General features: G+C 73.0%; 17 protein-coding genes. 15 read left to right on the forward strand and 2 right to left on the reverse strand.

The genetic code is table 11. From position 1 onward, the window contains the following. Window positions 1-49 precede the first annotated feature (49 nt). From ACQPYE_RS13995 to ACQPYE_RS14055, 13 genes are all read left to right on the forward strand, one after another. Window positions 50-7093, forward strand: coding sequence for an amino acid adenylation domain-containing protein (locus ACQPYE_RS13995; RefSeq protein WP_498721574.1), 7044 nt, complete (start codon window positions 50-52; stop codon window positions 7091-7093). Further along, a complete protein-coding gene (locus tag ACQPYE_RS14000) occupies window positions 7090-8250 on the forward strand; it encodes an FAD-dependent monooxygenase (protein WP_498721576.1) in 1161 nt (386 codons plus the stop codon). The genes ACQPYE_RS13995 and ACQPYE_RS14000 overlap by 4 nt, the downstream gene beginning before the upstream one ends. Beyond that, the gene (locus ACQPYE_RS14005) at window positions 8250-9560 is read left to right on the forward strand and encodes a phthiocerol/phthiodiolone dimycocerosyl transferase family protein (RefSeq protein WP_498721578.1); all 1311 of its coding nucleotides are present in this window, start codon (window positions 8250-8252) and stop codon (window positions 9558-9560) included. Before ACQPYE_RS14000 ends, ACQPYE_RS14005 begins: the two co-directional genes overlap by 1 nt. 7 nt (window positions 9561-9567) lie before the next feature. Then, window positions 9568-10485: an SDR family oxidoreductase gene (locus ACQPYE_RS14010; protein WP_498721580.1), complete on the forward strand. Its 918-nt coding sequence runs from the start codon at window positions 9568-9570 to the stop codon at window positions 10483-10485. Beyond that, the gene (locus ACQPYE_RS14015) at window positions 10472-11698 is read left to right on the forward strand and encodes a cytochrome P450 family protein (RefSeq protein ID WP_498721582.1); all 1227 of its coding nucleotides are present in this window, start codon (window positions 10472-10474) and stop codon (window positions 11696-11698) included. The genes ACQPYE_RS14010 and ACQPYE_RS14015 overlap by 14 nt, the downstream gene beginning before the upstream one ends. Then, the gene (locus ACQPYE_RS14020; RefSeq protein ID WP_498721583.1) at window positions 11695-12117 is read left to right on the forward strand and encodes a nuclear transport factor 2 family protein; all 423 of its coding nucleotides are present in this window, start codon (window positions 11695-11697) and stop codon (window positions 12115-12117) included. Before ACQPYE_RS14015 ends, ACQPYE_RS14020 begins: the two co-directional genes overlap by 4 nt. 3 nt (window positions 12118-12120) lie before the next feature. Continuing rightward, window positions 12121-13116 (forward strand): beta-ketoacyl-ACP synthase III, encoded by a 996-nt coding sequence (locus tag ACQPYE_RS14025; protein WP_498721585.1) that lies wholly within the window; start codon window positions 12121-12123, stop codon window positions 13114-13116. A 12-nt stretch (window positions 13117-13128) separates the two neighbouring features. Continuing rightward, window positions 13129-13368, forward strand: coding sequence for an acyl carrier protein (locus ACQPYE_RS14030; RefSeq protein WP_053716782.1), 240 nt, complete (start codon window positions 13129-13131; stop codon window positions 13366-13368). 3 nt (window positions 13369-13371) lie between these two features. Then, window positions 13372-14508 carry an acyl-CoA dehydrogenase family protein gene (locus tag ACQPYE_RS14035; protein WP_498721587.1) on the forward strand — a complete coding sequence of 379 codons (1137 nt, stop codon included), beginning with the start codon at window positions 13372-13374 and terminating at the stop codon, window positions 14506-14508. A gap of 35 nt (window positions 14509-14543) precedes the next feature. Further along, complete coding sequence (locus ACQPYE_RS14040) at window positions 14544-15320, forward strand: class I SAM-dependent methyltransferase (RefSeq protein WP_498721588.1); 777 nt, start codon at window positions 14544-14546, stop codon at window positions 15318-15320. 169 nt (window positions 15321-15489) lie between these two features. Continuing rightward, a complete protein-coding gene (locus ACQPYE_RS14045) occupies window positions 15490-16029 on the forward strand; it encodes a ClpP family protease (protein ID WP_498722907.1) in 540 nt (179 codons plus the stop codon). A gap of 61 nt (window positions 16030-16090) precedes the next feature. Further along, window positions 16091-17257: an MFS transporter gene (locus ACQPYE_RS14050; protein ID WP_498721589.1), complete on the forward strand. Its 1167-nt coding sequence runs from the start codon at window positions 16091-16093 to the stop codon at window positions 17255-17257. Between the two features lie 138 nt (window positions 17258-17395). Next, window positions 17396-17545, forward strand: coding sequence for a hypothetical protein (locus ACQPYE_RS14055; RefSeq protein WP_498721591.1), 150 nt, complete (start codon window positions 17396-17398; stop codon window positions 17543-17545). A gap of 150 nt (window positions 17546-17695) precedes the next feature. Here the strand turns inward: ACQPYE_RS14055 and ACQPYE_RS14060 are convergent, their stop codons facing one another. Both ACQPYE_RS14060 and ACQPYE_RS14065 read right to left on the reverse strand, forming a co-directional pair. Beyond that, complete coding sequence (locus ACQPYE_RS14060) at window positions 17696-19423, reverse strand: ABC transporter ATP-binding protein (protein WP_498722908.1); 1728 nt, start codon at window positions 19421-19423, stop codon at window positions 17696-17698. A gap of 46 nt (window positions 19424-19469) precedes the next feature. Next, window positions 19470-21098 carry an ABC transporter ATP-binding protein gene (locus ACQPYE_RS14065; RefSeq protein WP_498721593.1) on the reverse strand — a complete coding sequence of 543 codons (1629 nt, stop codon included), beginning with the start codon at window positions 21096-21098 and terminating at the stop codon, window positions 19470-19472. Between the two features lie 199 nt (window positions 21099-21297). Between ACQPYE_RS14065 and ACQPYE_RS14070 the strand changes: the two genes are divergently transcribed. Continuing rightward, window positions 21298-22662, forward strand: a complete 1365-nt coding sequence (locus ACQPYE_RS14070) for a lysine N(6)-hydroxylase/L-ornithine N(5)-oxygenase family protein (protein ID WP_498721595.1) — start codon at window positions 21298-21300, stop codon at window positions 22660-22662. A gap of 104 nt (window positions 22663-22766) precedes the next feature. Next, window positions 22767-23777: an iron-siderophore ABC transporter substrate-binding protein gene (locus ACQPYE_RS14075; RefSeq protein ID WP_498721596.1), complete on the forward strand. Its 1011-nt coding sequence runs from the start codon at window positions 22767-22769 to the stop codon at window positions 23775-23777. The last annotated feature ends 180 nt before the right edge of the window (window positions 23778-23957 follow it).

The raw sequence follows: 23957 nt of genomic DNA on the forward strand, positions 1-23957 counted from the left end.
AGCCGGCGCGAATCACGGATCATGTTCGGTGCAGCACACTGGGGGCTCGGTGGGTAGTACTGCTCGTATTCGACTGTCGCCTTACCAACGGGACATCTGGGTGGCCGGGGCTCAATTTCCGGAGCTGGACCAGTACACCGTCTTCATTTATGACCGGTACCGCGGTGACGTGGACGAAGACCGGCTGGTCCAGGCCATGGCCGCAGCGGCCCGGCGGACCGACGCATTTCGACTTCGTTTTTCCGAAGAGGACGGTGAGCCGTACCAGTGGCTCGCCGACGACGTTGATTTCACGGTCCGCCGGGTGCGGCTGAATCGGGAGTCCGAAGTCGAGCGGTGGCTTGCCGATGAATTTTCAACTACTTACGACCTGACCGGTGACCGGCTGGTCGACCTCGTCCTGCTGAACGCGGGCGGGAGCGTGTACGCATATGTCCGGACGCACCACATCATCTGTGACGCGTGGGGCCTGCAACTGTTCTTGACACGGGTGCGCGCGGAGTACCTGGGCACCGCGACCGAAGCGCCGTCGTTCACCGAGGCGACCGCCGAGGACACCTACGTGGGTTCCGCGCGGCACGAGGAGGACCGGGCGTTCTTCGCGCAGGCCGTGGCGGGCGTCGAGCCCGTGCTGTTCACGCGCCGCGCCCCGCGTGGCCGCAGGCGCACCCGGCGGTACTCGTTCCCGCTGGAGCGGGCGCTGGTCGACGCCGTCCGCGACCGCGGCGAGTCGCCGTTCGTGGTGTTCTCCGCCGCCGTCGCGCTGTACCTGGCGAAGGTGCACCAGGTCGACGAGGTGGTGCTCGGCGTGCCCGTGCTCAACCGGTCGGGCGCCCTGGCCAAGCAGACCGTGGGCCAGTTCGCGAACACGCTGCCGCTGCGCGTGGACACCCGCGCCGAGCTGACCGCGGCCGAGGTGCTCTCCCGCGTGCGGCAGGACACCAGGGCGCTGCTGAAGCACCAACGGCTGCCGCTGGGCGACCTGGCGGGCGGGCCGCTGTTCGACACCACCGTGGCCTACCTGGGCAAGCCGGCGGCGACGCCGATGCCGGGCGTCTCCTACGAGACGGTGGCGCGGACGCACGCCCACGACCAGGACGCCCTGGCGATCTGGGTCTCGGAGTTCGACCGCGCCGAGGACCCCCGGGTCGACCTGGAGTGCGCGACCGACGTGTTCGACGCGGACTTCCCGATCGAGGCCGCCGCACGGCACATCCAGGCCTGCTTCCGGGCGCTGGCCACCTCGACCGGGCAGCCGGTCGGCGAGCTGGACCCGCTGTCGGAGCGGGAGCGGCACGACCTGGTCCACGCGCACAACGCCACCGACGCGCCGTTCCCGGATGACGTGACCCTGCCCGAGCTGTTCGCCCGCCAGGTGGAGCTGACGCCGGACCGCGTGGCGCTGGTCGAGCCGGGCGGCGTCACGGTCACCTACGCCGAGCTGGCCGCGCGGGTGGACGCGGTCGCCGCCGCGCTGCGGGCCCGGGGCGTGACCCGGGACGACCCGGTGGCCGTGCTGGTCGAGCGCGGACCGCACCTGCTGCCCGCCGTGCTGGGCGCGCAGCTCGCGGGCGGCGCGTACGTGCCGGTCGACCCCACCTACCCCGCCGAGCGGGTCCGCCTGCTGCTGGCGGACAGCGGCGCGAAGGTCGCCCTCCTCGGCGACGTCGAGGTGGACGCCGCCGCGCTGGGCCCGGTCGGCACGGCGCTGCGGGTCGCCGACATGCCGGCTGCCGAGCCGGTCGCGCCGCTCGCGTCCCCGACGGACCTGGCCTACGTGATCTACACGTCCGGCTCCACCGGCCGCCCCAAGGGCGTGATGGTCGAGCACCGCTCGGTGGTGAACCGGCTGTGGTGGATGCAGCGCCGGTACCCCATCGGCGAGCACGACGTGCTGCTGCAGAAGACGCCGGTGTCGTTCGACGTGTCCGTGTGGGAGCTGTTCTGGTGGGGCTTCACCGGAGCCCGCCTGTCGCTGCTGCCGCCCGGTGCCGAGAAGGACCCGCGGGAGGTGCTCCGCGCGGTCGAGCGCGACGGCGTCACGGTGATCCACTTCGTGCCGTCGATGTTCGCGCCGCTGCTGGAACTGCTGGAGGACGACCCGGACGCCCGGCGGGCCGCGTCGTCGTTGCGGCTGGTGTTCTGCAGCGGCGAGGCGCTGCCGCCCGCGCAGGTCGCCCGGTTCAACCGGGTGTTCGGCGACGGCGCGCGGCTGGTCAACCTCTACGGGCCGACCGAGGCCACGGTCGACGTCTCGGCGTACGACTGCCCGCCCGGCACGCCGACCCGCGTCCCGATCGGCTCGCCCATCGACAACATCCGGCTGCACGTGCTGGACCGCGCGGGCAGGCCGCAGCCGGCGGGCGCGCCCGGCGAGCTCCACATCGGCGGCGTCGGCGTGGCGCGCGGCTACCTGAACCAGCCCGCGCTCACCGCCGAGCGCTTCGTCCACGACCACCTCACCGGCGAGGGCAGGCTCTACCGCACCGGCGACCGGGCGCGGCGGCTGGCCGACGGCACGCTGGAGTACCTGGGCCGGGTGGACGACCAGGTGAAGATCCGGGGCAACCGGGTCGAGCCGGGCGAGGTACGCGACCACGTGGCCGCGCTGCCCGGCGTGCGCGAGGCCGCGGTGGTCGACCGGCGCTCCGACGCCCTCGGCACGCACCTGGTCGCCTACTACGTGGCGGACGACGAGCTGGACCCCGCCGGGCTGCGGGCCGGGATGGCGCGGGCGGTGCCCGAGCACCTGATCCCCGCCTTCTTCGTGCGGATCGACGCGATCCCGTTGTCGCCCAACGGGAAGCTGGACCGCAAGCGGCTGCCGGAGGTCGTCGGCGCGCCGCGGGACGGCAGGCCGCGCACGCCGGTCGAGGCGGAGCTGGCGCAGGTGTGGGCCGAGGTGCTCGGCGTGCCCGAGGTCGGCGTCCACGACAACTACTTCGCGCTGGGCGGCGACTCGATCGTCATGCTGCGCCTGCGGGCCCGCGCCGGACGCCGCGGCCTGCGGTTCGAGCCGGCCGACCTGCTGCGCCACCCGACCGTCGCCGAGCTGGCCGGGCAGCTGTCGGCCACCGTCGCGCCCGAGTCGCGGCTGGCGCCGTTCGAGCTGGTGTCCGAGGTGGACCGGCCGAGGCTGGCCGGGCTCGCGGACGCGTTCCCGGTCAACCGGCTCAGCCTGGGGCTGCTGTTCCACTCCAGCAGGCACCCGGACTCCTCGGTCTACCACGACGTGTTCCGCTACCGGTTCGCCGTGGCGTGGGACGAGCGGGCGTTGCGGCGGGCGTTCGACGCCGTCCTCGCCCGGCACCCGGCGCTGCGGTCGTCGTTCGACCTGGCGGGTTCCTCCGAGCCGCTGCAACTGGTGCACGAGCACGTGACCGGCGGGCTGGAGGTCGTCGACCTGCGCGGGCGCGCCGACGCGGAGGCGGTGATCGGCAAGCACGTCGAGCAGCGCCGGTTCCACCGCTACGAGCTCGACCGGGCCCCGCTGCACCTGTTCACCGCGTTCGTCCGGGACGACGCGCTGGACCTCGTGCTCAGCTTCCACCACGCGATCCTCGACGGCTGGAGCGTGGCCAACGTCATCGTCGAGCTGATGACGCTCTACCGGGGCGAGCCCGCGCCGTCCGCCGCGCCGTCACCGGCCTGGCAGGCGAGGGAGGAGCGCCGCGCGCTGGCGTCGGCGGAGACCGCGCGCTACTGGGCGGACCTGCTCGACGGCGCGGCGATGACCTCGCTGGACGGGTTCCGCGCGCACGAGCCCGTCGAGGAGCCGCGGTTCGCGTCGCACCGCGTCGACCTGCCCGCGGACCTGCTCGACCAGCTCCGGGCACGGGCCGCCGAGCACTCGTTGCCGGTGAAGTCGCTGGTCCTGGCCGCGCACTGCCTCACCCTGCACCTGTTCTCCCGCGCCGACACGGTGGTCACGGGCGTCGTCGCGCACGGCAGGCCCGACCTGCCCGAGGCCGACCGGATGGTGGGCCTGTTCCTCAACACCGTCCCGGTCCGCACGGACGTCGCCGGCCGCACGCGGCTGGACGTGGCCCGCGAGCTGTTCCGCCAGGAGCGGGACGGGCACGAGCACCGGCGCTACCCGCTCAGCGCGATCCAGCAGGCCCACGGCGGCGTGCTCCAGACCGCGTTCAACTACGTGGACCTGCACGTGCTGGAACCGCTGCGGGAGCTGACCGGCCTGCGGGTGTGGGAGGAGACGAACTTCGCGCTGTTCGTCAACGTCATCGCCGACCCGGTCGGCGACGGCACGTTCCTGCGGGTCGACACGGACGGCCGCACGATCACCCGCGACCAGGCGGCGCTGATCGCCGAGACCTACGTCGGGGTGCTGCGGCAGCTGGTGGACGACCCGCACGGCTCCGGTTTCGCGTTCCTCGCGCCACGCCAGGACGTCGTGCCACACCCCGAGCCGCTGCTCGACGTGGTGACCCGGTTCGCGCGGCAGGCCGAGGCCACGCCGGACGCGCTCGCGGTCACGTCCGGGGACGACCACGCGTGGACGTACCGGGACCTGGAGCGGGTGTCCCGGTCGGTCGCGACCCGGCTGATCCGCGGCGGCGCGGAGCCGGGCGCGACCATCGGCGTGGCGCTCAACCGGTCGCCGGAGATGATCGCGGTGATCTGGGGCGTGCTGCGGGCCGGTCTGGTCTGCGTGCCGCTGGACGTGAGCTACCCGGCGCACCGGCTCGCGCTCATCCTGGACACCGCCCGGCCGCACCGGGTGGTCGCGCACCCCGAGCACGCGCACGTGGCGCAGGACGACGGGATCGTCATCCCGGTCGCCGACGTCATCGCCGACACCGGCATCCCCGCGGATCCGGCGGACCACGTCGAGCTGCCGACACCGGACCTGGACGACCTGGCGCTGCTGCTGTTCACCTCCGGGTCGACCGGCCGGCCCAAGGGCGTCGAGCTGACCCACCGGATGTGGGCCGGGTACACCCAGTGGCAGCTGCGCGTGCCCAGCGGCGAACCCGGCCTGCGCACGCTCCAGTTCGCGCCGCTGAGCTTCGACATGTCGTTCCAGGAAATATTCTCGACCCACTGCGGCGGCGGCGAGCTGCGGCTGGTGACCGACGAGACGCGGCTCGACCCGATCGCGCTGCTCCGGTTGCTGGACCGGCACGGCGTGCAGCGCGTGCTGCTGCCCGCGGTGGCGTTCCAGCGGCTCGCGGAGGCGTCCAACGCGGTGGACGTGCGACCGGGCGCGTTGCGCGTGGTCGTGTCGTCCGGCGAGCAGATGCGGATCACCGAGGAGGTCCGCGCGTTCGCCGCCGCCCTGCCCGGCCTGCTGCTGGAGAACCAGTACGGGCCGACCGAGACCCACCAGGTCACCTACCACACGCTCACCGGCGACCCGGCGCGCTTCCCCGACCTGCCGCCGATCGGCCGGCCGCTGGACGGCGTCGAGGCGCAGGTGCTCGACGCCGACCTGCGGCCGGTGCCGGTCGGCGTGACCGGCGAGCTGTTCCTGGGCGGCGACTGCCTGGCCCGCGGCTACCACCGCGCGCCGGACCTCACCCGGGAGCGGTTCCTGCCGCACCCGTGGCGCGCGGGCGCCCGGCTCTACCGCACCGGCGACCTCGCCCGGCTGCTGCCCGACGGCAGCGTGATCTGGCTGGGCCGGGCCGACACCCAGGTGAAGGTCCGCGGCTTCCGCATCGAGACCGCCGAGGTGGAGCTGGCGATCATGCGCCAGGCCGAGCGGCACACCGGTCTCGGCGGCGCGGCGGTGGTGGCCCGCAAGCGGCCCGACGGCGACGCGTTCCTGGCCGCGTTCCTCATCGGCGAGGCCGACGGCGTCGACCTGGCGGACCTCGCCGGGTCGTTGCGCGCCGAGCTGCCGGAGTACATGGTGCCGTCGTACTTCGGGTGGCTGGACGCCTTCCCGCTGACGCCCAGCGGCAAGCGCGACGACGCGGCGCTGCGCGAGCTCCCGCTGACCCGCGACGAGTCCACCGCACGGGTGGCGCCGCGCGACGAGTACGAGCGCAACCTCGCCGAGGTCTTCACCGAACTGCTCGACCTGTCCGAGATCGGCGTGGACGACGACTTCTTCGCCAACGGCGGCACGTCGTTGACCGCGATGCGGCTCGTCGTCACGATCGAGAAGCGCTACGGCGTGGGCGTCCCGCTGGCCGCGCTGGTCGAGACGCCGACCGTGGCGGGGCTCGCCGAGCGGCTGCGGGTGAAGTCGGCGGTGGCGGAGTTCGACCCGCTGGTGCCGATCCGCCGCGACGGCGACCGGCCGCCGCTGTTCCTGGTGCACCCGCTGGGCGGGCACGTGCTGTGCTACCTGCCCATCGCCCGCCACCTGCCGCCGGACCAGCCGGTCTACGCGCTGCAAGCGGCGGGCAGCGACCGGGGCAGCACGCCCGCCCGGTCCATCGAGGAGATGGCCGCCTCCTACCTCGCCGCGATCCGGCGCGTGCGGCCGGAAGGGCCGTACGTGCTCGGCGGCTGGTCGTTCGGCGGGTTCGTCGCCTACGAGATCGCCCGCGTGCTGCGGGAGGAAGACCCGGACGCGGTGTCGGAGCTGGTGCTGCTCGACTCGATCACCATGCGCCGCGACCACGACGTGACGGTCGGCGACGACGCGCTGATGGAGTTCTTCTACTGGGAACTGGTGTGGTTCGAGCGCAGCCTGGACGCGGTCGAGCAGCTGCCCGCGGAGTTCACCGAGGACGAGAAGCTGGACCGCGTCCTCGACCGCGCGATGAGCACCGGGGTGCTGCCCTGGGGCACGTCGCGCGCCACCGTGAAGCGGCTGTACGAGCTGTTCCGGGCCAACTGGCGGGCGTTGATCGACTACCGGCCGCCGGTGACCGACCTGGACGTGACGCTGCTGCGCGCGGACGGCCCGCTGCCCGACTCGCTCAAGCCGATGCACCAGGCGGCGGGCACCCTGCACGCCGAGCCGGACAACGGCTGGCGGCACTGGACCACCGGCCGGCTCGACGTCGTGGACGTCTCCGGCGACCACCTGGTGCTGATGGAGGAGCCGCACGTCGGGGGCGTCGCCGACGCCATCACCACGCTGCTGAGCCCGAACCGGGCCGAGGGGACCGCACCGTGAGCAAGAGCAAGAAGATCGTCATCGTCGGCGCGGGCATGGGCGGTCTCACGGCCGCCGCCGCGCTCGGCCGGGCCGGCTTCGAGGTCGAGGTGTACGAGCGGGCCCGGGAGCTGCGCCCGGTCGGTTCGGCGCTGTCGCTGATGAGCAACGCGCTCACCGCGCTGGCCGCGGTCGGCGTCACGCCCGAGTTCACCGGCCGGTCGCTGGTGTTCGAGTCGCTGCGCTTCCTGACCAAGCGGGGCCGTCCCATCCGGGCGATCCAGTTCGGCGACCTCGCCCGCCGGATCGGGCAGCCGAACCTGGCCATCCACCGGGCGAGCCTCCAGCAGGCGCTGCTGGAGCAGGCCTCCGACGCCAAGATCGAGCTGGGCGCCGCCGCCACCGGCTACACCCGCGACGGCGACGGCGTGGTGGTCTCCTTCGACGACGGTCGCGAGGTGCGCGCCGACGTGCTGATCGGCGCGGACGGCTTCAACTCCGCCATCCGCCGCGCGATCGCCGGCCCGGAGGAGCCGCTGGACTACGGCTACGTCGTCTGGCGCGCCACGCCCGCGTTCCGCCACCCCAAGGTCACGCACGCCTACGCCGCCCACTACTGGGGCCGGGGCCAGCGGTTCGGCCTGGTCGACATCGGCGGCGGCGACGTCTACTGGTGGGGCACCAAGAACATGCCCGCCGGGCAGGCGGCGGACTGGCGCGGCGGCAAGGCGGGCGTGCAGGACCTGTACGCGGGGTGGGCCGACGAGGTGCAGCAGGTCATCGCCGCCACCCCGGAGGAGGGCATCACCAGCCTGCCCGCCCAGGACCGGCCGTTCCTGGAGCAGTGGGGCGACGGGCCGGTTACCCTGCTCGGCGACGCGGCCCACCCGATGCTGACCAGCCTCGGCCAGGGCGCCGCCATCGCCATCGAGGACGGCGCGGTGCTCGCGCACTGCCTCAAGACCATCGACGACCCGCAGACCGCGTTGCGCGCCTACGAGGACCGGCGGCGCGACCGGGCGCGGGGCATGGTGCTGGCCTCCCGCGGGCTCAGCCGCACCGAGCAGCTCCAGAACCCGTTCCAGACCTTCGCCCGCGGCCTCTACTTCCGGTTCGTGTCCGAGCGGACGCTCGACCGGCAGAACGAGCAGGCCCTGATCTTCCCCGGAGTCGACTGATGGCCACGCCGATCCGCCCGCTGTCGCCGGTGGAGCGCTGGTACTGGATGTGCGACCAGCTCTCCACGCTCAACGTCATCTCCCGCACCAGGGTGCGCGGAGAGCTGCCGGCCGACGTCCTGCGCCGCGGCCTGGACGCCGTGCAGGCCAGGCACCCGTTCCTGCGGCTCGCGATCGTGGACGACGACGGGCTGGACCCGCACTGGACGCCCACCGACCGCCCGATCCCGCTGCGGCACGTCCGGCGCGAGCACGAGGACCAGTGGGTCCGCGAGATCAACGAGCGGGAGCTGGTCGACCGCGTCGACCCCGCCACCGGCCCGCTCGCCCGTGCCGTGGTGATCAGCGGCGACGACGTGCACGACCTGCTGGTCGTCGTGCCGCACATCATCGCCGACGGCACCACGGTGATCACGCTGGCGCAGCAGTGGCTGGACCTGGCCGCCGCCGACGGGCCGGTGGAGTCGTCCCGCGAGCTGCCGCCGCCCGACGCGCTGCGGCCCGCCCGGCACACCGGCGAGGAGGGCGCGGCGCGGCTGGCCGAGCAGACCGCCCGGGACGAGGAGCTGATGGCGCGCACCCGGCCCGGCCGGGTCGAGCCGACCACCCGCGTGCCGCTGGAGGGCCGACGGTCCCGGCTGGTGCACCGGGAGCTGACCGGCGAGCAGCTGGACGCCGTGGCCCGCGCGGCGCGGGAGCACGGGACCACCGTGCACGGCGCCGTCACGGCGGCGCTGGTGCGTGCCGCCGCCGCCGACGCGGGGGACGCGCACGACCACTTCGCGGTCGGCTCGCCGATCGACTTCCGGGGCGAGCTGGAACCGCCCGTGCGCCCGGACGAGGTCGGCACCTACGTGGCCACCGTGCCGTCCGTGGTCGACCCGGCGCTGCCGTTCTGGGACCTCGCCCGCGCGATCACCGAGGACCTCACCGCGCGCAAGGCGAAGGGCGACCACTTCAACCTGGTCACGATGGTGGTCGGCGCGTGCCCGCCCTCGGTGGCCGAGGCCCGGCCGTTCATGGAGTTCATGGAGGCCGAGGGCCCGATCAACCTGTGCTCGTCCAACATCGGCCGGTACGCCTTCCCCGACCGGATCGGCCCGTGGCGGGTGTCCGACGCCCAGTTCCTCACCGGCATCTCGGTCAACGGCTACTTCGTGGCCACGATCAACTCCAGCCACGGCCGCCTGTTCTGGAACTTCACCCACATCGCGGACGTCGTGCCCGACGACCGCGCGCGACGACTGGCGGACGACTCGCTGAGCACCCTGCTGTCGGAGATCACCCAGAGTTCGCCCGCGGGCGCGTGAGGAGTAGATGGTGTTCACCGCCAAGGCACTGCCGCCGACCGGCCGGACCGTGCTGATCACCGGCGCGTCGACCGGCCTGGGCCGGGAAGCCGCGCTGCACCTGGCCGAGCAGGGCTTCCGGGTCCTGGCCGCGGTGCGCAAGACCGAGGACGGCGACCGGCTCGTGGCCGACTGCCCGTCCGGCCGGATCGAGCACGTCGTGCTCGACGTGACCGACCAGGCGTCCATCACCGCCGCGGCCGACGAGGTGGCCGGGAAGGTCGGCGACCGCGGCCTGTGGGGCCTGGTGAACAACGCGGGCATCTGCATCTCCGCGCCGCTGGAGGTCGTGTCGACCGACCTGCTGCGCCGGCAGCTGGAGGTCAACGTGGTCGGCCAGCTCGCGGTCACGCAGGCGTTCCTGCCGCTGCTGCGCGCCGCGCGCGGCCGGCTGGTCAACGTGACCTCCGGGCTCGGCACGGTCGCGATCCCGTACCTGGGGCCGTACTCGGCGGCGCAGTTCGCCAAGGAGGGCATGAGCGACGCCCTGCGCCGCGAGCTGGCGCCGCTGGGCGTCACGGTGTCCGTGGTCTGCCCCGGGTCGATCTGGACCCCGATCTGGGCCAAGATCGCCCAGGACGGCCACGACGCGCTGGCCGCCGCGCCCGCCGCCGTCGCCGACCTCTACCGCGCGACGTTCCTGCGGTTCCTCGGGTTCAACGAGCAGACCGCGAAGGACAGCAAGACCCGGCCCGCCGAGGTGGCCGTCGCCATCCGGGCCGCGCTCACCTCGGTCAGGCCCAAGACCCGCTACCGGGTCGGCGCCGACGTCCGGCGCGGCACCGTGCTGGCGCGGGTGCTGCCCGACCGCGCCATCGACTCGATGTTCAGCAAGATCGTCACCCCGCTCCCGACCGACCAGGAGGCCCACCGTGTCGGGTCCTGAACTCCGCCTCGGCGAAGAGCTGATCTCGCCGCTGCACCCGCTCTACGACGGCCTCCAGGTCGACGGCGCGCCCCGGCCCGCCCACCTCGCGCCCGACCACCCGGTGTGGGTCGTCACCCGGTACGCCGACGCCAAGAAGGTGCTCTCGCACCCCGGCGTGCGGCGTGACGCGAAGCAGGCGGCCGAGCTGTACGCCAAGCGCACGGGTGAGCAGCGGGCGGCCGTCGGCGCCTCCCTCACCGCCCACATGCTCAACGCCGACCCGCCCGACCACACCCGGCTGCGCGCCCTGGTCGGCCGCGCGTTCACCAGCCGCCGGGTCGAGCTGCTGCGCCCGCACATCGAGCAGCTGACCGGCGAGCTGCTGGACGCGATGGCGGCGCGCGAGCAGGCCGACCTGATGGGCGACTTCGCCGTCCCGCTGACCATCGGCGTGATCTGCGAGCTGCTCGGCGTGCCGCCGGCCGAACGCGACCACGTGCGCTCGGCGTGGGAGCGGCAGGCCGAGCTGCTGTCGCCGGAGGCCGCCGAGGCCTTGGCCGAGGAGCAGGCGGACTACCTGCGCGGCCTGCTGGAGGCCAAGCGCCGCGACCCGGCCGACGACGTGTTCAGCGCGCTCGTGCAGGCCGCCGACGAAGAGGGCGGGCTGTCGCCGGACGAGCTGGTGGCCATGGCGCACCTGCTGCTCATGGCCGGGTTCGAGACCACCATGAACATGATCGGCAACGCGCTCGTCACGCTGCTCCTGCACCCCGAGCAGGCCGCGTCGCTGCGCGCGAACCCCGACCTGCTGCCCGCCGCGTTGGAGGAGCTGGTCCGCTACGACAGCGCGGTCCGCGCGTCGATGCTCCGGTTCACCGCGGAGGACGTCGACCTCGGCGACGTCACCATCCCGGCGGGGGAGTACGTGCTGGTCTCGAACCTCACCGCCAACCACGACCCCGAGCGGTTCGCCGACCCGGACCGGCTCGACCTCACCCGCAAGGCCGACGGGCACCTCGGCTACGGCCACGGCGTGCACTACTGCGTCGGCGCGCCGCTGGCCCGGCTGGAAGCCCGGATCGCGATCGGCGGGCTGCTGGCCCGCTTCCCCGACCTGCGCCTGGCCGTGCCGCACGACGAGCTGGTCTGGTTGCCGATCACGTTCCTGCGCGCGCTGATCAGCGTGCCCGTCATCCCACAGCCCGTGCTCACCGGAAGGACGTCCGCATGAACGCCCAGGAGATCCTGACCCGCAGCCTGGAGTTGCTGGAGAACGGCGACGCCCGGGGCTGGTGCGACCTGTTCCACCCCGAGGGCGTGCTGGAGTTCCCCTACGCCCCGCCCGGCTGGCCCAACCGCTTCGAGGGCCGCGAGGCCATCTGGCAGCACATGCAGAAGTTCCCCGAGCACCTGACGGTGAAGTTCACCGAGGTGACGTTCTACCCGACCGCCGACGAGGACCTGGCCATCGGCGAGTTCCACGGCGACGGCACGGCCGTCCAGTCCGGCGGCACGCTCTCCCAGGACTACATCTCCGTCCTGCGCACCGACGGGGAGCACATCACGCTGTACCGGGACTTCTGGAACCCGGTCAAGCACATGGAAGCGCTCGGCGGGGCCGAGGCCGCCGCCGCGATCGTGCAGGGCTGAGGCGTGGCACGGGCCGCGGTGCTCGCCGGGCTCGGCACCCACGTGCCGCCCGACGTGCTGACCAACGACATGCTCGCCGAGGTGCTCGACACCTCCGACACCTGGATCCGCACCCGCACCGGCATCCGGCAGCGGCACATCGCGGACGAGCGGACTACCACCGGCGACCTCGCGGTGGTGGCCGGTGAACGCGCGCTGGCCTCGGCGGGCGTGACGCGGGTCGACGTGGTGGTGGTCGCCACGACCACCCCGGACCGGCAGTGCCCGGCCACCGCGCCCACCGTGGCGTCGCGCCTGGGCATGTCCGGCACGCCCGCGTTCGACGTCTCGGCCGCGTGCACCGGGTTCGTCTACGGCCTGGCCACGGCCTCGTCCATGATCAACGCCGGGCTGTTCGACAGCGCGCTGTTCATCGGCGCGGACAAGTTCAGCGACACCCTGGACCCGGCCGACCGGGCCACCAGGGCGCTCATCGGCGACGGCGCGGGCGCGGTCGTGCTGCGCGCGGGCGAGTCGGACGAGGACGGCGCGCTGCTCTCGTTCGACCTGGGCAGCGACGGCGAGCACGTCGGGCTGCTCAAGGTGCCCGCCGTGGGCCGGGCCGAACGGGCGGCGGGCGTGACGCGCGGCTACTTCCACATGGAGGGCAAGCCGGTGTTCACCAAGGCGGTCACCGCGATGACCGACTCGGTGCACCGGGTGCTGAGCCAGGTCGGCTGGACGACCGCGGACGTGGACCGGCTGGTGCCGCACCAGGCCAACGCCCGCATCCTGGCCGCCGTCGCCGACCAGCTCGACCTGCCCGCCGACCGGGTGGTCAGCAACATCGCCGACGTCGGCAACACCGTCGCCGCGTCGATCCCGCTGGCGCTCGGGCACGGGATGCGCCACCAAGGCTTGAGATCGGGGCACAACGTCGTGCTCACGGGGTTCGGCGCGGGACTGACCTGGGGGTCGGTCGCGGTGCGCTGGCCCAAGATCAACGACATCGGCAGCTAGGGGGAACCAGTCATGCGTTCTGCGGTCGAGGACCGGCTCGTCGTGCTGATCAGCGAGATCAGCGAGGTGCCGGCGGAGGACATCACGGCGGAGACGCCGCTGGAGGACCTGGGTTTCGACTCGCTGGTCCTGGTGGAGCTCGCGATGAAGCTGCGCAAGGAGTTCGGGGTCGTCGCCTCGGACGAGGAGCTGGACGAGGTGGAGACCGTCGGCGGGCTGCTCCGGTTCGCCACCAGGGCCCGGTCCGCGTAGGTCATGGACCTGCGTCAGGAAGTGCGCGCGTTCGCCCGGACGCACCTGCTCGACGGGCCCGCCGACCTCGCCTCCCGCACGGCGGCCTGGCACGCCGCCGGGCTGGCGAACTGGTGGCTGCCCGTCGAGCACGGTGGCCGCGGCCTGTCCCTCCGCGAGGGCGTCGACGTGGTCGACGAGCTGGCCTACGCCGACGCCGGGTTCGCCTTCTCGTCCCTCGTGGGCGTGATCGGCTCGACGCTGGTGTCGCTCTACGGCGACGACCGGCTGCGTGCCGACGTGCTCGGCGACCTCGGCCGGGAGGGCGGCTTCTTCGCCACCGCCGTCACCGAGCGGGAGGCGGGCAGCGAGCTCGACCGGTTGCGGACCACGGTCGTGCCCAAGGGCGACACCGTGGTCGTCACCGGCGAGAAGCTGTTCTCGACCAACGCCGACAGCGCCCGCTACCTGCTCGTGGTGGGGCGGCACGAGGCCGGCGCCGACGACCAGCCGCACGTGGCCGTCGTCGTGCCGCGCGACGTGGACGGGGTGTCGGTGTCCGAGCCGTGGCGCACCACCGGGCTGACCGGCTCGCCGGTGCACCGGGTCACGCTGGCCGACTGCGCCGTGCCCGCGGGCAACGTGCTCGACGGGCACGGCCTGCGGCTGCTGGAGGTGGGGCTCAACGCCAGCCGGGTGCTCATCGCGGCCACCGCCGTCGGCATGGCCAGGCGCGTCCGCGACCTGTGCCTCGACTTCGCCGCCGGCAGGCGGCTGCGCGACGGCGTGCTCGCCAAGCACCCGCTGTTCGCCGACAAGATGGCCCAGGTCGAGGTCGAGATCGAGACCATGCGCAGCCAGTGCCGCACCGCGGCGGACGACTTCGACGCCGTGCGGGCGGACCCCGACGCGGCACAGCGGTTCGCCCGGCGCGGCGCGTTGAAGTCCGCGCTGGTCGCCAAGGTGTTCTGCGGCCAGGCCGGCTGGCGGGTGGCGGGCACCGGGTCGGAGGTGTTCGGCGGCCTCGGCTACACCGACGAGGTCCCGATCGGCGCGCTGGTGCGCGACCTGCGCCACGTGTCGCTGGTCGAAGGCGGCGAGGACGTGCTGCGCGACGTCGTGTACCGGCGGTTCACCGCGCCACGCGCCAGGCGCGCGTGATCGTCCCGCCCACACCGGAGGAGTCTGCGCTTCAGATGTCGGACCTGTTCGAAGAACACATCGGCCAGCACCAGGCGCTGGCGGTCGAGCACCAGCCGGAGTCCGCCTTCTACGCGCGCTCGTCGGGCTCGGCGACCATCATGACCCTGGCCAACTTCCCCGACGACGTCCTGCCGCTGTTGCAGATGGAGAGCCTGGCCACCGCCGAGGCCATGCCCTACCTGGGCTGCGACACGCTGGTCGAGCTCGGCTGCTACGACGGGCGCGCGTTGGAGGTGGCCCGGCACCTCGGCGTGCGCTACCTGGGCGTCGACCTCGACGCGCGGGCGGTCGCCACGCTCGCCGCGCGCATCGAGCGCGAGGGCATGGCCGAACGGGCGCGCACGCTGGTGGACGACCTGTTCAACCACCACCGGTGGGACCGGGACCTGGTGGGCGAGCGACCGCTGTACACGCTGCCGTTCAACCTGCTGGGCAACTTCCGCCACCCGCCGCGGCTGCTGAGGTCCCTGGCCGGCGCGTCCGGCGCGGCGGTCATCTCGGTGTTCGGCGAGGGGCTGGAGGCCACGAAGGTCCGCCACGCCTACTACACGCGGTGCGGCGTGCGCGGCCTGGAGTTCGAGCTGACCGGCGACGGCGGCGTGCTGTTCACCGGCGCCGACGGCTTCTACTCCAGGTCGTTCAGCGAGCCCCGGTTCCGGGCGCTGCTGCGCGAGTGCGGGCTGACCGTCGTGCGCGTGCGGGGCAACTCGCTCGGCTACGCGGCGACCGTGCTGCTCGGCGAGGCGCCGTCCGAGGCGCGTCGGCGGTAGGTTCGCCACTAGCGAACTGCGGGCCGTCGAGTTGATTGGGTTGCGACGATCAGGCTACGTTCCGTAGTCGAACGGCATTGTTCACGCACGGCATTTTTCACGTATGGAACATGGGGGAACGGTGGACCTCGCGGCAGCGATCCTGGCCCGCTCGAACACGCAAACTCCGATGGCGCACGACCCGCTGTACGAGCAGTTGCTTCGGTCGCGGATCGTGCTGCTCGGCTCCGAGGTGAACGACGAGGTCGCCAACCGGTTGACCATGCAGTTGCTGGTCCTCGCGGCCGAGGACGACGAGGCCGACATCCAGATGTACATCAACTCGCCGGGCGGTTCGGTCACGGCGGGCATGGCCATCTACGACACGATGAACCACATCAAGCCCGACGTGTCCACGATCGGCCTCGGCTTCGTGGCCTCGATGGGCCAGTTCCTGCTCTCCTCGGGCACGCGCGGCAAGCGCTTCGTGCTGCCCAGCACGCGGGTGCTGATGCACCAGCCGTCCGCGGGCATCGGCGGCACGGCGACCGACATCGAGATCCAGGCGACGATCTTCACCCAGATGAAGAAGCGGATGGCCCGGATCACCGCCGAGCAGACCGGTCAGACGGTCGAGACCATCGAGCGGGACGCGGACCGCGACAAGTGGTTCACCGCCGAGGAGGCCCTGGAGTACGGCTTCATCGACCGGATCATCACCAACATCTGACGCGACGCCGGCTCGCCGCCGGCGTCGCCGCACCGCTGAACCTCTTCGGGAGTCCGTACCGATGCCCTTAGCCGTCTACGTCCTCGGGCTGGGCATCTTCGCCCTGACCACCAGCGAGTACATGGTGTCGGGGCTGATGCCCGCGCTGTCCGCCGAGTTCGACGTGTCGTTCGCGGCCGTCGGCTACCTCGTGACCGTCTACGCGGGCGCGATGGCGGTCGGCGGCCCGCTGCTGACCGTGGCGCTGCTGAAGATGTCGCGCAAGACCGCCCTGCTCGGCCTCGTCGCGGTCTTCGTGGTGGGCCAGGTGCTCGGCGCCGCGGCGCAGGGTTACGGGACGATGGTGGTGGCCCGCCTGGTCACCGCGGTCGCGGCGGCGGCGTTCTTCGGCGTGGCGCTGACCGCGTGCGCCGAGCTGGTCGGCGGCGAGAAGTTCGCGCGGGCCTCGTCGCTGGTGCTCGGCGGGCTGATGTTCGGCACCGTGCTCGGCCTGCCGGCGGCGACGCTGATCGGCGAGCGGTTCGGCTGGCGGGTCAGCTTCCTGGTGGTGGCGGGCGTCGCGTTGGCGGTCGGCCTGCTGCTGGTCAAGGCGCTGCCCGCGATGCCGGCCCCGCCGCCGACGCCGATGGCGGGCCAGCTCGCGATCTTCCGCAGCGGCAAGCTGTGGGCCATCTACGCGACGAGCCTGCTGCTGATCGGCGCCACGTTCGCGGGCTTCACCTACTTCGTGCCGATCCTGACCGAGCTCAGCGGGTTCTCCGCCGGGATCGTGCCGGTGCTGCTCGTGGTCTACGGCGTGGCGACGATCGTCGGCAACAACGTGGTGGGCAGGCTGGCGGACCGGTTCACCATCCAGGTGCTGGTGGTCGGCCTGGTCGTGGCCGTGGCGGCGATGGCGCTCTTCGCGCTGTTCGCCCAGTCGGCCGTGGTCGCGGTCATCGCGCTGGTGGTGATCGGCCTGACCGGTGTGTCGATGAACCCGGCCCTGGTGACCAGGGGCGCGCGGGTGGGCCAGAACAACATGCTGGTCAACTCCGTGCACACGGCCTGCATCATGCTCGGCGTGATGGTCGGGTCGTGGATCGGCGGCCTCGGCATCGACTGGGGCATGGGGCTGCGCGGCCCGCTGTGGATCGGCGCGGCCCTCGGCGTGCTCGGCCTGCTGACCCTGGTGCCGGACGCGCTGGCCCTGCGCCGGCGGCCCGCCCCGGTCGCCGAACAGGCCTGAAACCCGCTCCTCGAACGCGCCGGTGGTCCTTCGACCACCGGCGCTTTCGTCGGGCAGGACACGTTTCGGCTTAGCGACCGCTCGTCCCGGGTACCACCACCGTGATCGTCGGGGGACGAATCCACGTTGGGAGCCGACATGCCTTGGGTCGAACGACACCGCCGCCGCCTGCCGCACAGCTGGTTCCGCACCACGTCGGTGGACCGGCACTACCGCAAGTCGCCCGCCACCATCCCGACCATCATCGCGGTGGCCCTGGCGATCGTGCTGCTGATCGTGCTCCTCTGAGACCGCTTCCCGGTCCCGCCGACGGCCGCCGGTGATCGCCGGACCACCGGGCGGGAGAGGCGTCGGCGAGGTGCGCCGGGCGGGCGATGCGCCCGACCCGGCGCGGCGGCACCCGATCGGTCGAGCCGGCCGCGCGTTCGGCGCGGCCCGTCACGACCGGGTGCCCGACCAGGCCGCCCACAGCTCCGCGTAACGGCCGCCGGCGGCCAGCAGCTCCTCGTGCGGGCCGCTCTCCACCACCCGGCCCGCCTCCAGCACGACCACGCGGTCCGCCGTCACGGCCTGGGTGAGCCGGTGCGCCACCAGCAGACCGGTCCGCCCGTCCAACGCCCGCGCGGCGGCTTCCTCCAGCTCCCGCGCGCCCGCGCTGCCCGCGTCCGCGGTCGCCTCGTCCAGGATCGCCACCGGTGGGTCGGCCAGCACGAGCCGGGCCAGCGCCAGCTGCTGCGCCTGCGTCACGGTCAGCCGGTGCCCGCCCTCGCCGACCACGGTCTCCAGGCCGGAGGGCAGCGCGGAGGCCCAGCCGAGCGCCCCGACCCGCGCCAACGCCGCGGAGATCTCGTCCTCGGTGGCGTCCGGCCGGGCCAGCCTCAGGTCGTCGGCCAGCGGACCGGCGAAGACGTGCACCTCCTGCGTGATCAACGCGACCGACCGCACCGCCGACCCCAGCTCCACCCCGCCGATGGCGATGCACCCGGTAGTCGGCTCGTGCACGCCCGCGATCAGCTTGGCCAACGTCGTCTTGCCCGCGCCGGAGGCCCCGACCAGCGCGACCCGCTCACCGGCGGCCAGCTCCAGGTCGACGTCCCGCAGCACCGGGTGTCCGTCCACGTAGGAGTAGGAGACCCCGGCCAGCTTGACCGTGGTGTCCGCCGGCCGCACCCGGCCCTCCTGGACGGGCATCGGCTCGTCGGTCACGCCCACCAGCCGGGACAGCGACGCGGTGGCCGCCTGCGCGTCGTCGGCCAGCGCCAGGGCGGCGTTGAGCGGGTTGAACAGGCCGTGGAAGTACAGCGCCGCGGCGGTCGCCGTGCCCACCGACGCCGACCCCGCGCCGACCAGCCAGAACCCGGTGACCAGCACGCCGGCCAGCCCGATGAACTCGGCCGCGTTCAGCCGGCCGTAGAACCGGGTCAGCAGCCGGATGCCGCGCAACGCCAGGTCGACCGCCGCCTGCGACCGCGACCGCACCCGGGCCACGTGCGCCGAGGCCAACCCGAACGTCCGCACGGTCGCCGCGCCGCCGATGGAGTCGAGCAACTGCTGCTGCTGGACGCCCACCGCCACGCGCTGCGCCGCGTACAGCTCCACCGCCCGCCCGCCGTACCAGCGCACGGTGTGCACGTGGATCGGCATCGCCAGCAGCACGGGGATCAGGAACCGCCAGTCCAGCACCGCGATGCCGACGACGGTCAGCCCGATCGTCAACGCCGACCGCGCCATCACCGGCAGCGCGTTGCGCACCGCGTCGGCGATCACCTGCACGTCCCGCGTCACCCGCGAGGTCAGATCGCCCGAGCCCGCCTCCTCCACCCGCCCCAGCGGCAGGTGCAGCGCCCGTTCCACGAACTTCTCGCGCAGGTCGGCGAGCATCCCCTCGCCCAGCCGCGCCACCAACGACGTGCCGACCGCCGTCGACAGCCCCTGGACGGCGGCGACCAGCACCAGCACCGCCACGGGCCACGTGATGGCGGACGACCCCGCGCCGACCAGGTCCACGATCCGGCCCAGGACCGGCGCGGTCAGCAACCCGACCGCCGTGCCCGCCAGCAGCACCAGCAGCGCCGCCCACGCCAACGCCCGGCGCGGGCGGACCAGTTCGCCGACCACCGCCCAGGTCCGGGCGCCGGAGGCGGTCGCGAGCAGCTCGCCCATCAGCCCGACACCACCCGTCGGCGCGTCTCGTCCGTCGTCGGTCCGGCCATCAGCTCAACACCACCAGTCGGTAGTCCTCGTCCGCCACCAGGTCCGCGTGCGCGCCGGACGAGACGACGGCGCCGGCGGCCAGGAACACCACGCGGTCCGCCGCGGCCAGCAGCGCCGGGCTCGTCGCCACCACGATCGTGGTCAGGCCCGCCCTCACCCGCTTGATCCCGGCGGCCAGCGCCACCTCCGTCACCGCGTCCACCGCGGTCGTCGGGTCGTGCACCACCAGCACCGGGGGAGCGGCGGCCAGGGCGCGCGCCAGCGCCACCCGCTGCCGCTGCCCGCCCGACAGCGACCGGCCGCGCGCCGAGATCACCGTGTCCAGCCCGTCGGGCAACGCCCGCGCCACGTCGTCCACCCGTGCCGCGTCCAGCGCCTCGCGGAGCCCCTCGCCATCGGCCCGCGGCCCACCGGCGGCGACGTTGTCCCGCACCGAACCCTCGAACAGGTCCGCGTCGTGCGCCGCCACCAACACCGCCCGCCGCAGCGCCGAACCCTCCACAGTGGACAGCGGCACGCCGTCCAGCGCCACCGCGCCGTCCACGGGGTCCACCTCGCGCGCCAGCACGGCCAGCAGCGACACCGCGTCCGCCGGGTCGCGCGCCACCACGCCGAGCAGCTCGCCGGGCGCCACCGCGAACGACACCCCGCGCAACGACCCGGACACCACGCCGTCCAGCTCCACCCGTCCGGCGACCGAGGGCAGCGGCGACGAGCCGGGCGGCACGTCCGGTGGCGCGGCCAGCACCTCGGCCACCCGCGCGGCCGACGCCCGGCCCTGCGCCAGCAACCCGTTGACCCAGGAGAAGATCGACAGCGGCCACAGCAGGAACTGCGCCAACCCGACCGCGGCGACCAGTTCGCCGACCGTGATCGTCCCGGCCGCGGCCAGGTGCCCGCCGACCAGTGCCACGATCGCCAGGAACACGCCGGTCATCGCCAGCATCGAGCCGTCCAGCCAGGCCCGCGACCCGGCCGCGCGGATCGCCGCCGCCATGGACGACCGGCTGGTCACCCGGTACCGCCGCGCCGCCGCGTCCTCCGCGCCGATGCCCTTCAACGCCCGGAGCCCGGCGACCAGGTCGGCCGCCACCCCGGACGCCAGCGCGGCCCGGTCCTGCTCGGCGTCGCTGCGCCGTTCGAGTGGCTTGCCGAGCACGTGCGCCAAGCCGAGCAGGACCGGCGCGGCCACCAGCACCAGCAGCCCGAGCACCCAGGACACCCGCAGCAGCGCCACCGCGCCCACCAGCACGCCGATCACCGCGGAGAACGCGATCGGCAGCGCCAGGTTCACCTGCCCGACGCGCTGCGCGTCGCTGGTCGCGATGTTCGCCAGCTCGCCGGACAGCCTGCCGCGCGCCGCGCCGCCGTCCGCCGACAGCACCCGGGCGGCCAACGCCGACCGCACCTCGTGCGCGGCCTGGTGCGACGCCTTCTCACCGCTGCGCAGGGAGAAGCGGAAGCTCAGCGACAGCGTCACGAACACCGCGGCCAGCACGCCGATCCAGAGGACCAGCCGCCCGCTCGCGCCGGTGCGCACCGCTTCGTCGATCACCACGCCGATGAGCAGGGGCACGGCGGCCTCGCCGGCCTGGTGCGCCGCGCCGAGCGCCGAGGCGACGCTCACCGACCTCCACTGCCCGGTCACGGCCCTCTTGAGGACCTCGGTCCTGTGGACGGTTTTCACCCCGGTGCCCGCCTTCCGCTGAAGTGCGAGGTGAGGCTACCCTAATCACGAGAGAGGCCTGGATCACTCCCGCGAGGGATCAACTTAGGTTAGGGTAACCAAAGTTCGATCACCCTGTTTTCGCACCGATGGGACAGCCATGCCACAGCCACCGGTCTTCGACGTCCTCGGCGTCGGCTTCGGGCCGTCCAACCTGGCCCTCGCGATCGCCGTCACCGAGTACAACGCCAGCGCGCGCGCCGAAGACGTGGTGACCGCCCACTTCCTGGAACGGCAGCCGCGGTTCGGCTGGCACCGCGGGATGCTGCTCGACGACGCCACCATGCAGGTGTCGTTCCTCAAGGACCTGGTGACGCTGCGGAACCCGCACAGCACCTTCACCTTCCTGAGCTACCTGCACAGCAGGGGCAGGCTGGTCGACTTCATCAACCACAAGAACATGTTCCCGCTGCGCGTCGAGTTCCACGACTACTTCGAGTGGGCCGCCGGTCGCGTCGACGACCTGGTGTCCTACGACCACGACGTGGTGGACGTGCGGCCGGTGGCCGAGAACGGTGTGATCACGCACTTCGACGTCGCCTCGCGCACGTCGACCGGCGAGGTGGAGGTGCGCCGCGCCCGCAACCTGGTGCTGGCCACCGGGTTGCGCCCGGCGCTGCCCGAGGGCGTCCGGCCGTCCGCGCGGGTCTGGCACAACCGGGACTTCCTGCACCGCGTCGAGTCGCTGGCCGACCCGCGCCGGCTCGTCGTCGTCGGCGCCGGGCAGAGCGGCGCCGAGGTGACCGCGTTCCTGCACGAGCGGTTCCCGACCGCCGAGGTGTGCGCGGTGTTCGCCCGCTACGGCTACAGCCCGGCCGACGACAGCTCCTTCGCGAACCGGATCTTCGACCCCGCGGCCGTGGACGACTACTTCGACGCGCCCGAGCAGGTCAAGCGCAAGCTGATGGACTACCACGGCAACACCAACTACGCGGTGGTCGACAGCGACCTGATCGCCGAGCTGTACCGGCGGGTGTACCGGGAGAAGGTGGTGGGGCGGCAGCGACTGCGGCTGCTCAACCTCTCCCGCGTGGCCGAGCTGGACGACCGCGAGGGCGGCGTGGCGGTGACCGTGGAGTCGCTGGGCACCGGCGCGCGCGAAGTGCTCGACGCCGACGCGATCGTCTACGCCACCGGCTACCGCGAGGCCGACCCGACCGGCCTGCTGGGCGACCTGGCCGGGCGCTGCGCCCGTGACGCGCGGGGCAGGCTCAGCGTCGGCCGCGACTACCGCCTGGACACCGACGACGACCTGGTGGCCGGTCTCTACCTCCAGGGCGGCACCGAGCACACGCACGGCATCTCGTCGTCGTTGCTGTCCAACACGTCCGTGCGGGTCGGCGAGATCCTCCAGTCCGTGCTCGGCCACCGCGCCCCGGTGGCGCACCCGTCGGTGCCGTCGCCGGCACCCTCGTCCGTGCCCTCGCCGCCCGAATACGCGATCAGCGTCTCACGGGTGAGCTGAAACGCCTCGCAATTTGTTAGGTTATGCAAACCTAACGAAGTCCAGCCCCGAAGATCCAGCACGGTACAGCGGCGCCGCCGCGCCTCCGAAAGGGAAACCCTGTGATGTCCACGAAGTTCAAGCTGGTCGCGGCCGTGTCGGTCGCGGCGCTGGCGCTGGCCGCCTGCGGGGGCGGCGGCGACGCCGGCTCCGGCGGGACGAGCCAGACCGACTCCGCCCCCACCGGCGCGTTCCCGGTCTCGGTCGAGCACAAGTACGGCACCACCGAGATCAAGGCCGAGCCGAAGAAGGTCGTCACGCTCGGCCTGTCCGACCAGGAGCCGGCGCTCGCCCTGGGCGTCAAGCCGGTCGGCGTCGTGGACTGGTTCAAGGAGCGGCCGTACGGCAACTGGCCGTGGACCGAGGAACTCTGGGGCGACACCCAGCCCGAGATCGTCGGCGAGCGCGACGAGTACAACCTGGAGAAGGTCGCCGCGCTCAAGCCCGACCTGATCCTCGCCGTCTACTCCGGCATGAAGCAGGAGCAGTACGACACGCTGTCCAAGATCGCGCCCGTGGTCGCGCAGCCCAAGGCGTTCCCGGACTACGCCGCGCCGTGGCAGGACCAGACCCTGCACATCGGCAAGGCGCTGGGCAAGGAGGAGGAAGCGCGGGCGCTGATCGACGGCGTGGCGAAGAAGTTCGGCGACGCCAAGGCCGCGCACCCCGAGTGGGCCGGCAAGAAGATGGTGGTGGCCGACAGCTTCAAGCCCGGCCAGTACTCCGCGTTCGCGCCGACCGACCCGAAGGCCATCTTCATGAAGGAGCTGGGCTTCACCCTCGTGGACGAGATCGGCAAGCTCGCCGGCCAGCTGAACGTGGCCGAGTTCAGCGAGGAGCGGTTCGACCTGCTCGACGCCGACCGGCTGGTGTGGCTCATGTTCGACCAGAGCGCGTGGGAGCGGGTCAAGTCCGTGCCCGCCTACCAGCGGCTCAAGGTCGTCAGCGAGAAGCGCGACCTGTTCCTCACCTACATGGACCCGCCGATCGGCGCGGCCATGTCGTTCAACACGGTGCTGAGCGTGCCCTACGGCATCGAGCAGGTCGTGCCGCTGCTGGAAGCGATCAAGAACTAGCTGTGTTGGATTGCCGCTGCTCCGCAGACGGCGGCGAGGTCGCCCGGAAGTCGGTCGTTCGCGCCTGATTTCCGGCGATCGAAAAGCGTGATCACCGCAAATCAAGCGCGAACGACCGACGCGACCTCGCGGGTGGGGGTGCCGTTGTGCGCCCTCACCCGCGGTGTGTGAAGAGGGATG

The sequence above is a fragment of the Actinosynnema sp. CA-299493 genome (assembly GCF_050946825.1).
Classification (GTDB): domain Bacteria; phylum Actinomycetota; class Actinomycetes; order Mycobacteriales; family Pseudonocardiaceae; genus Actinosynnema.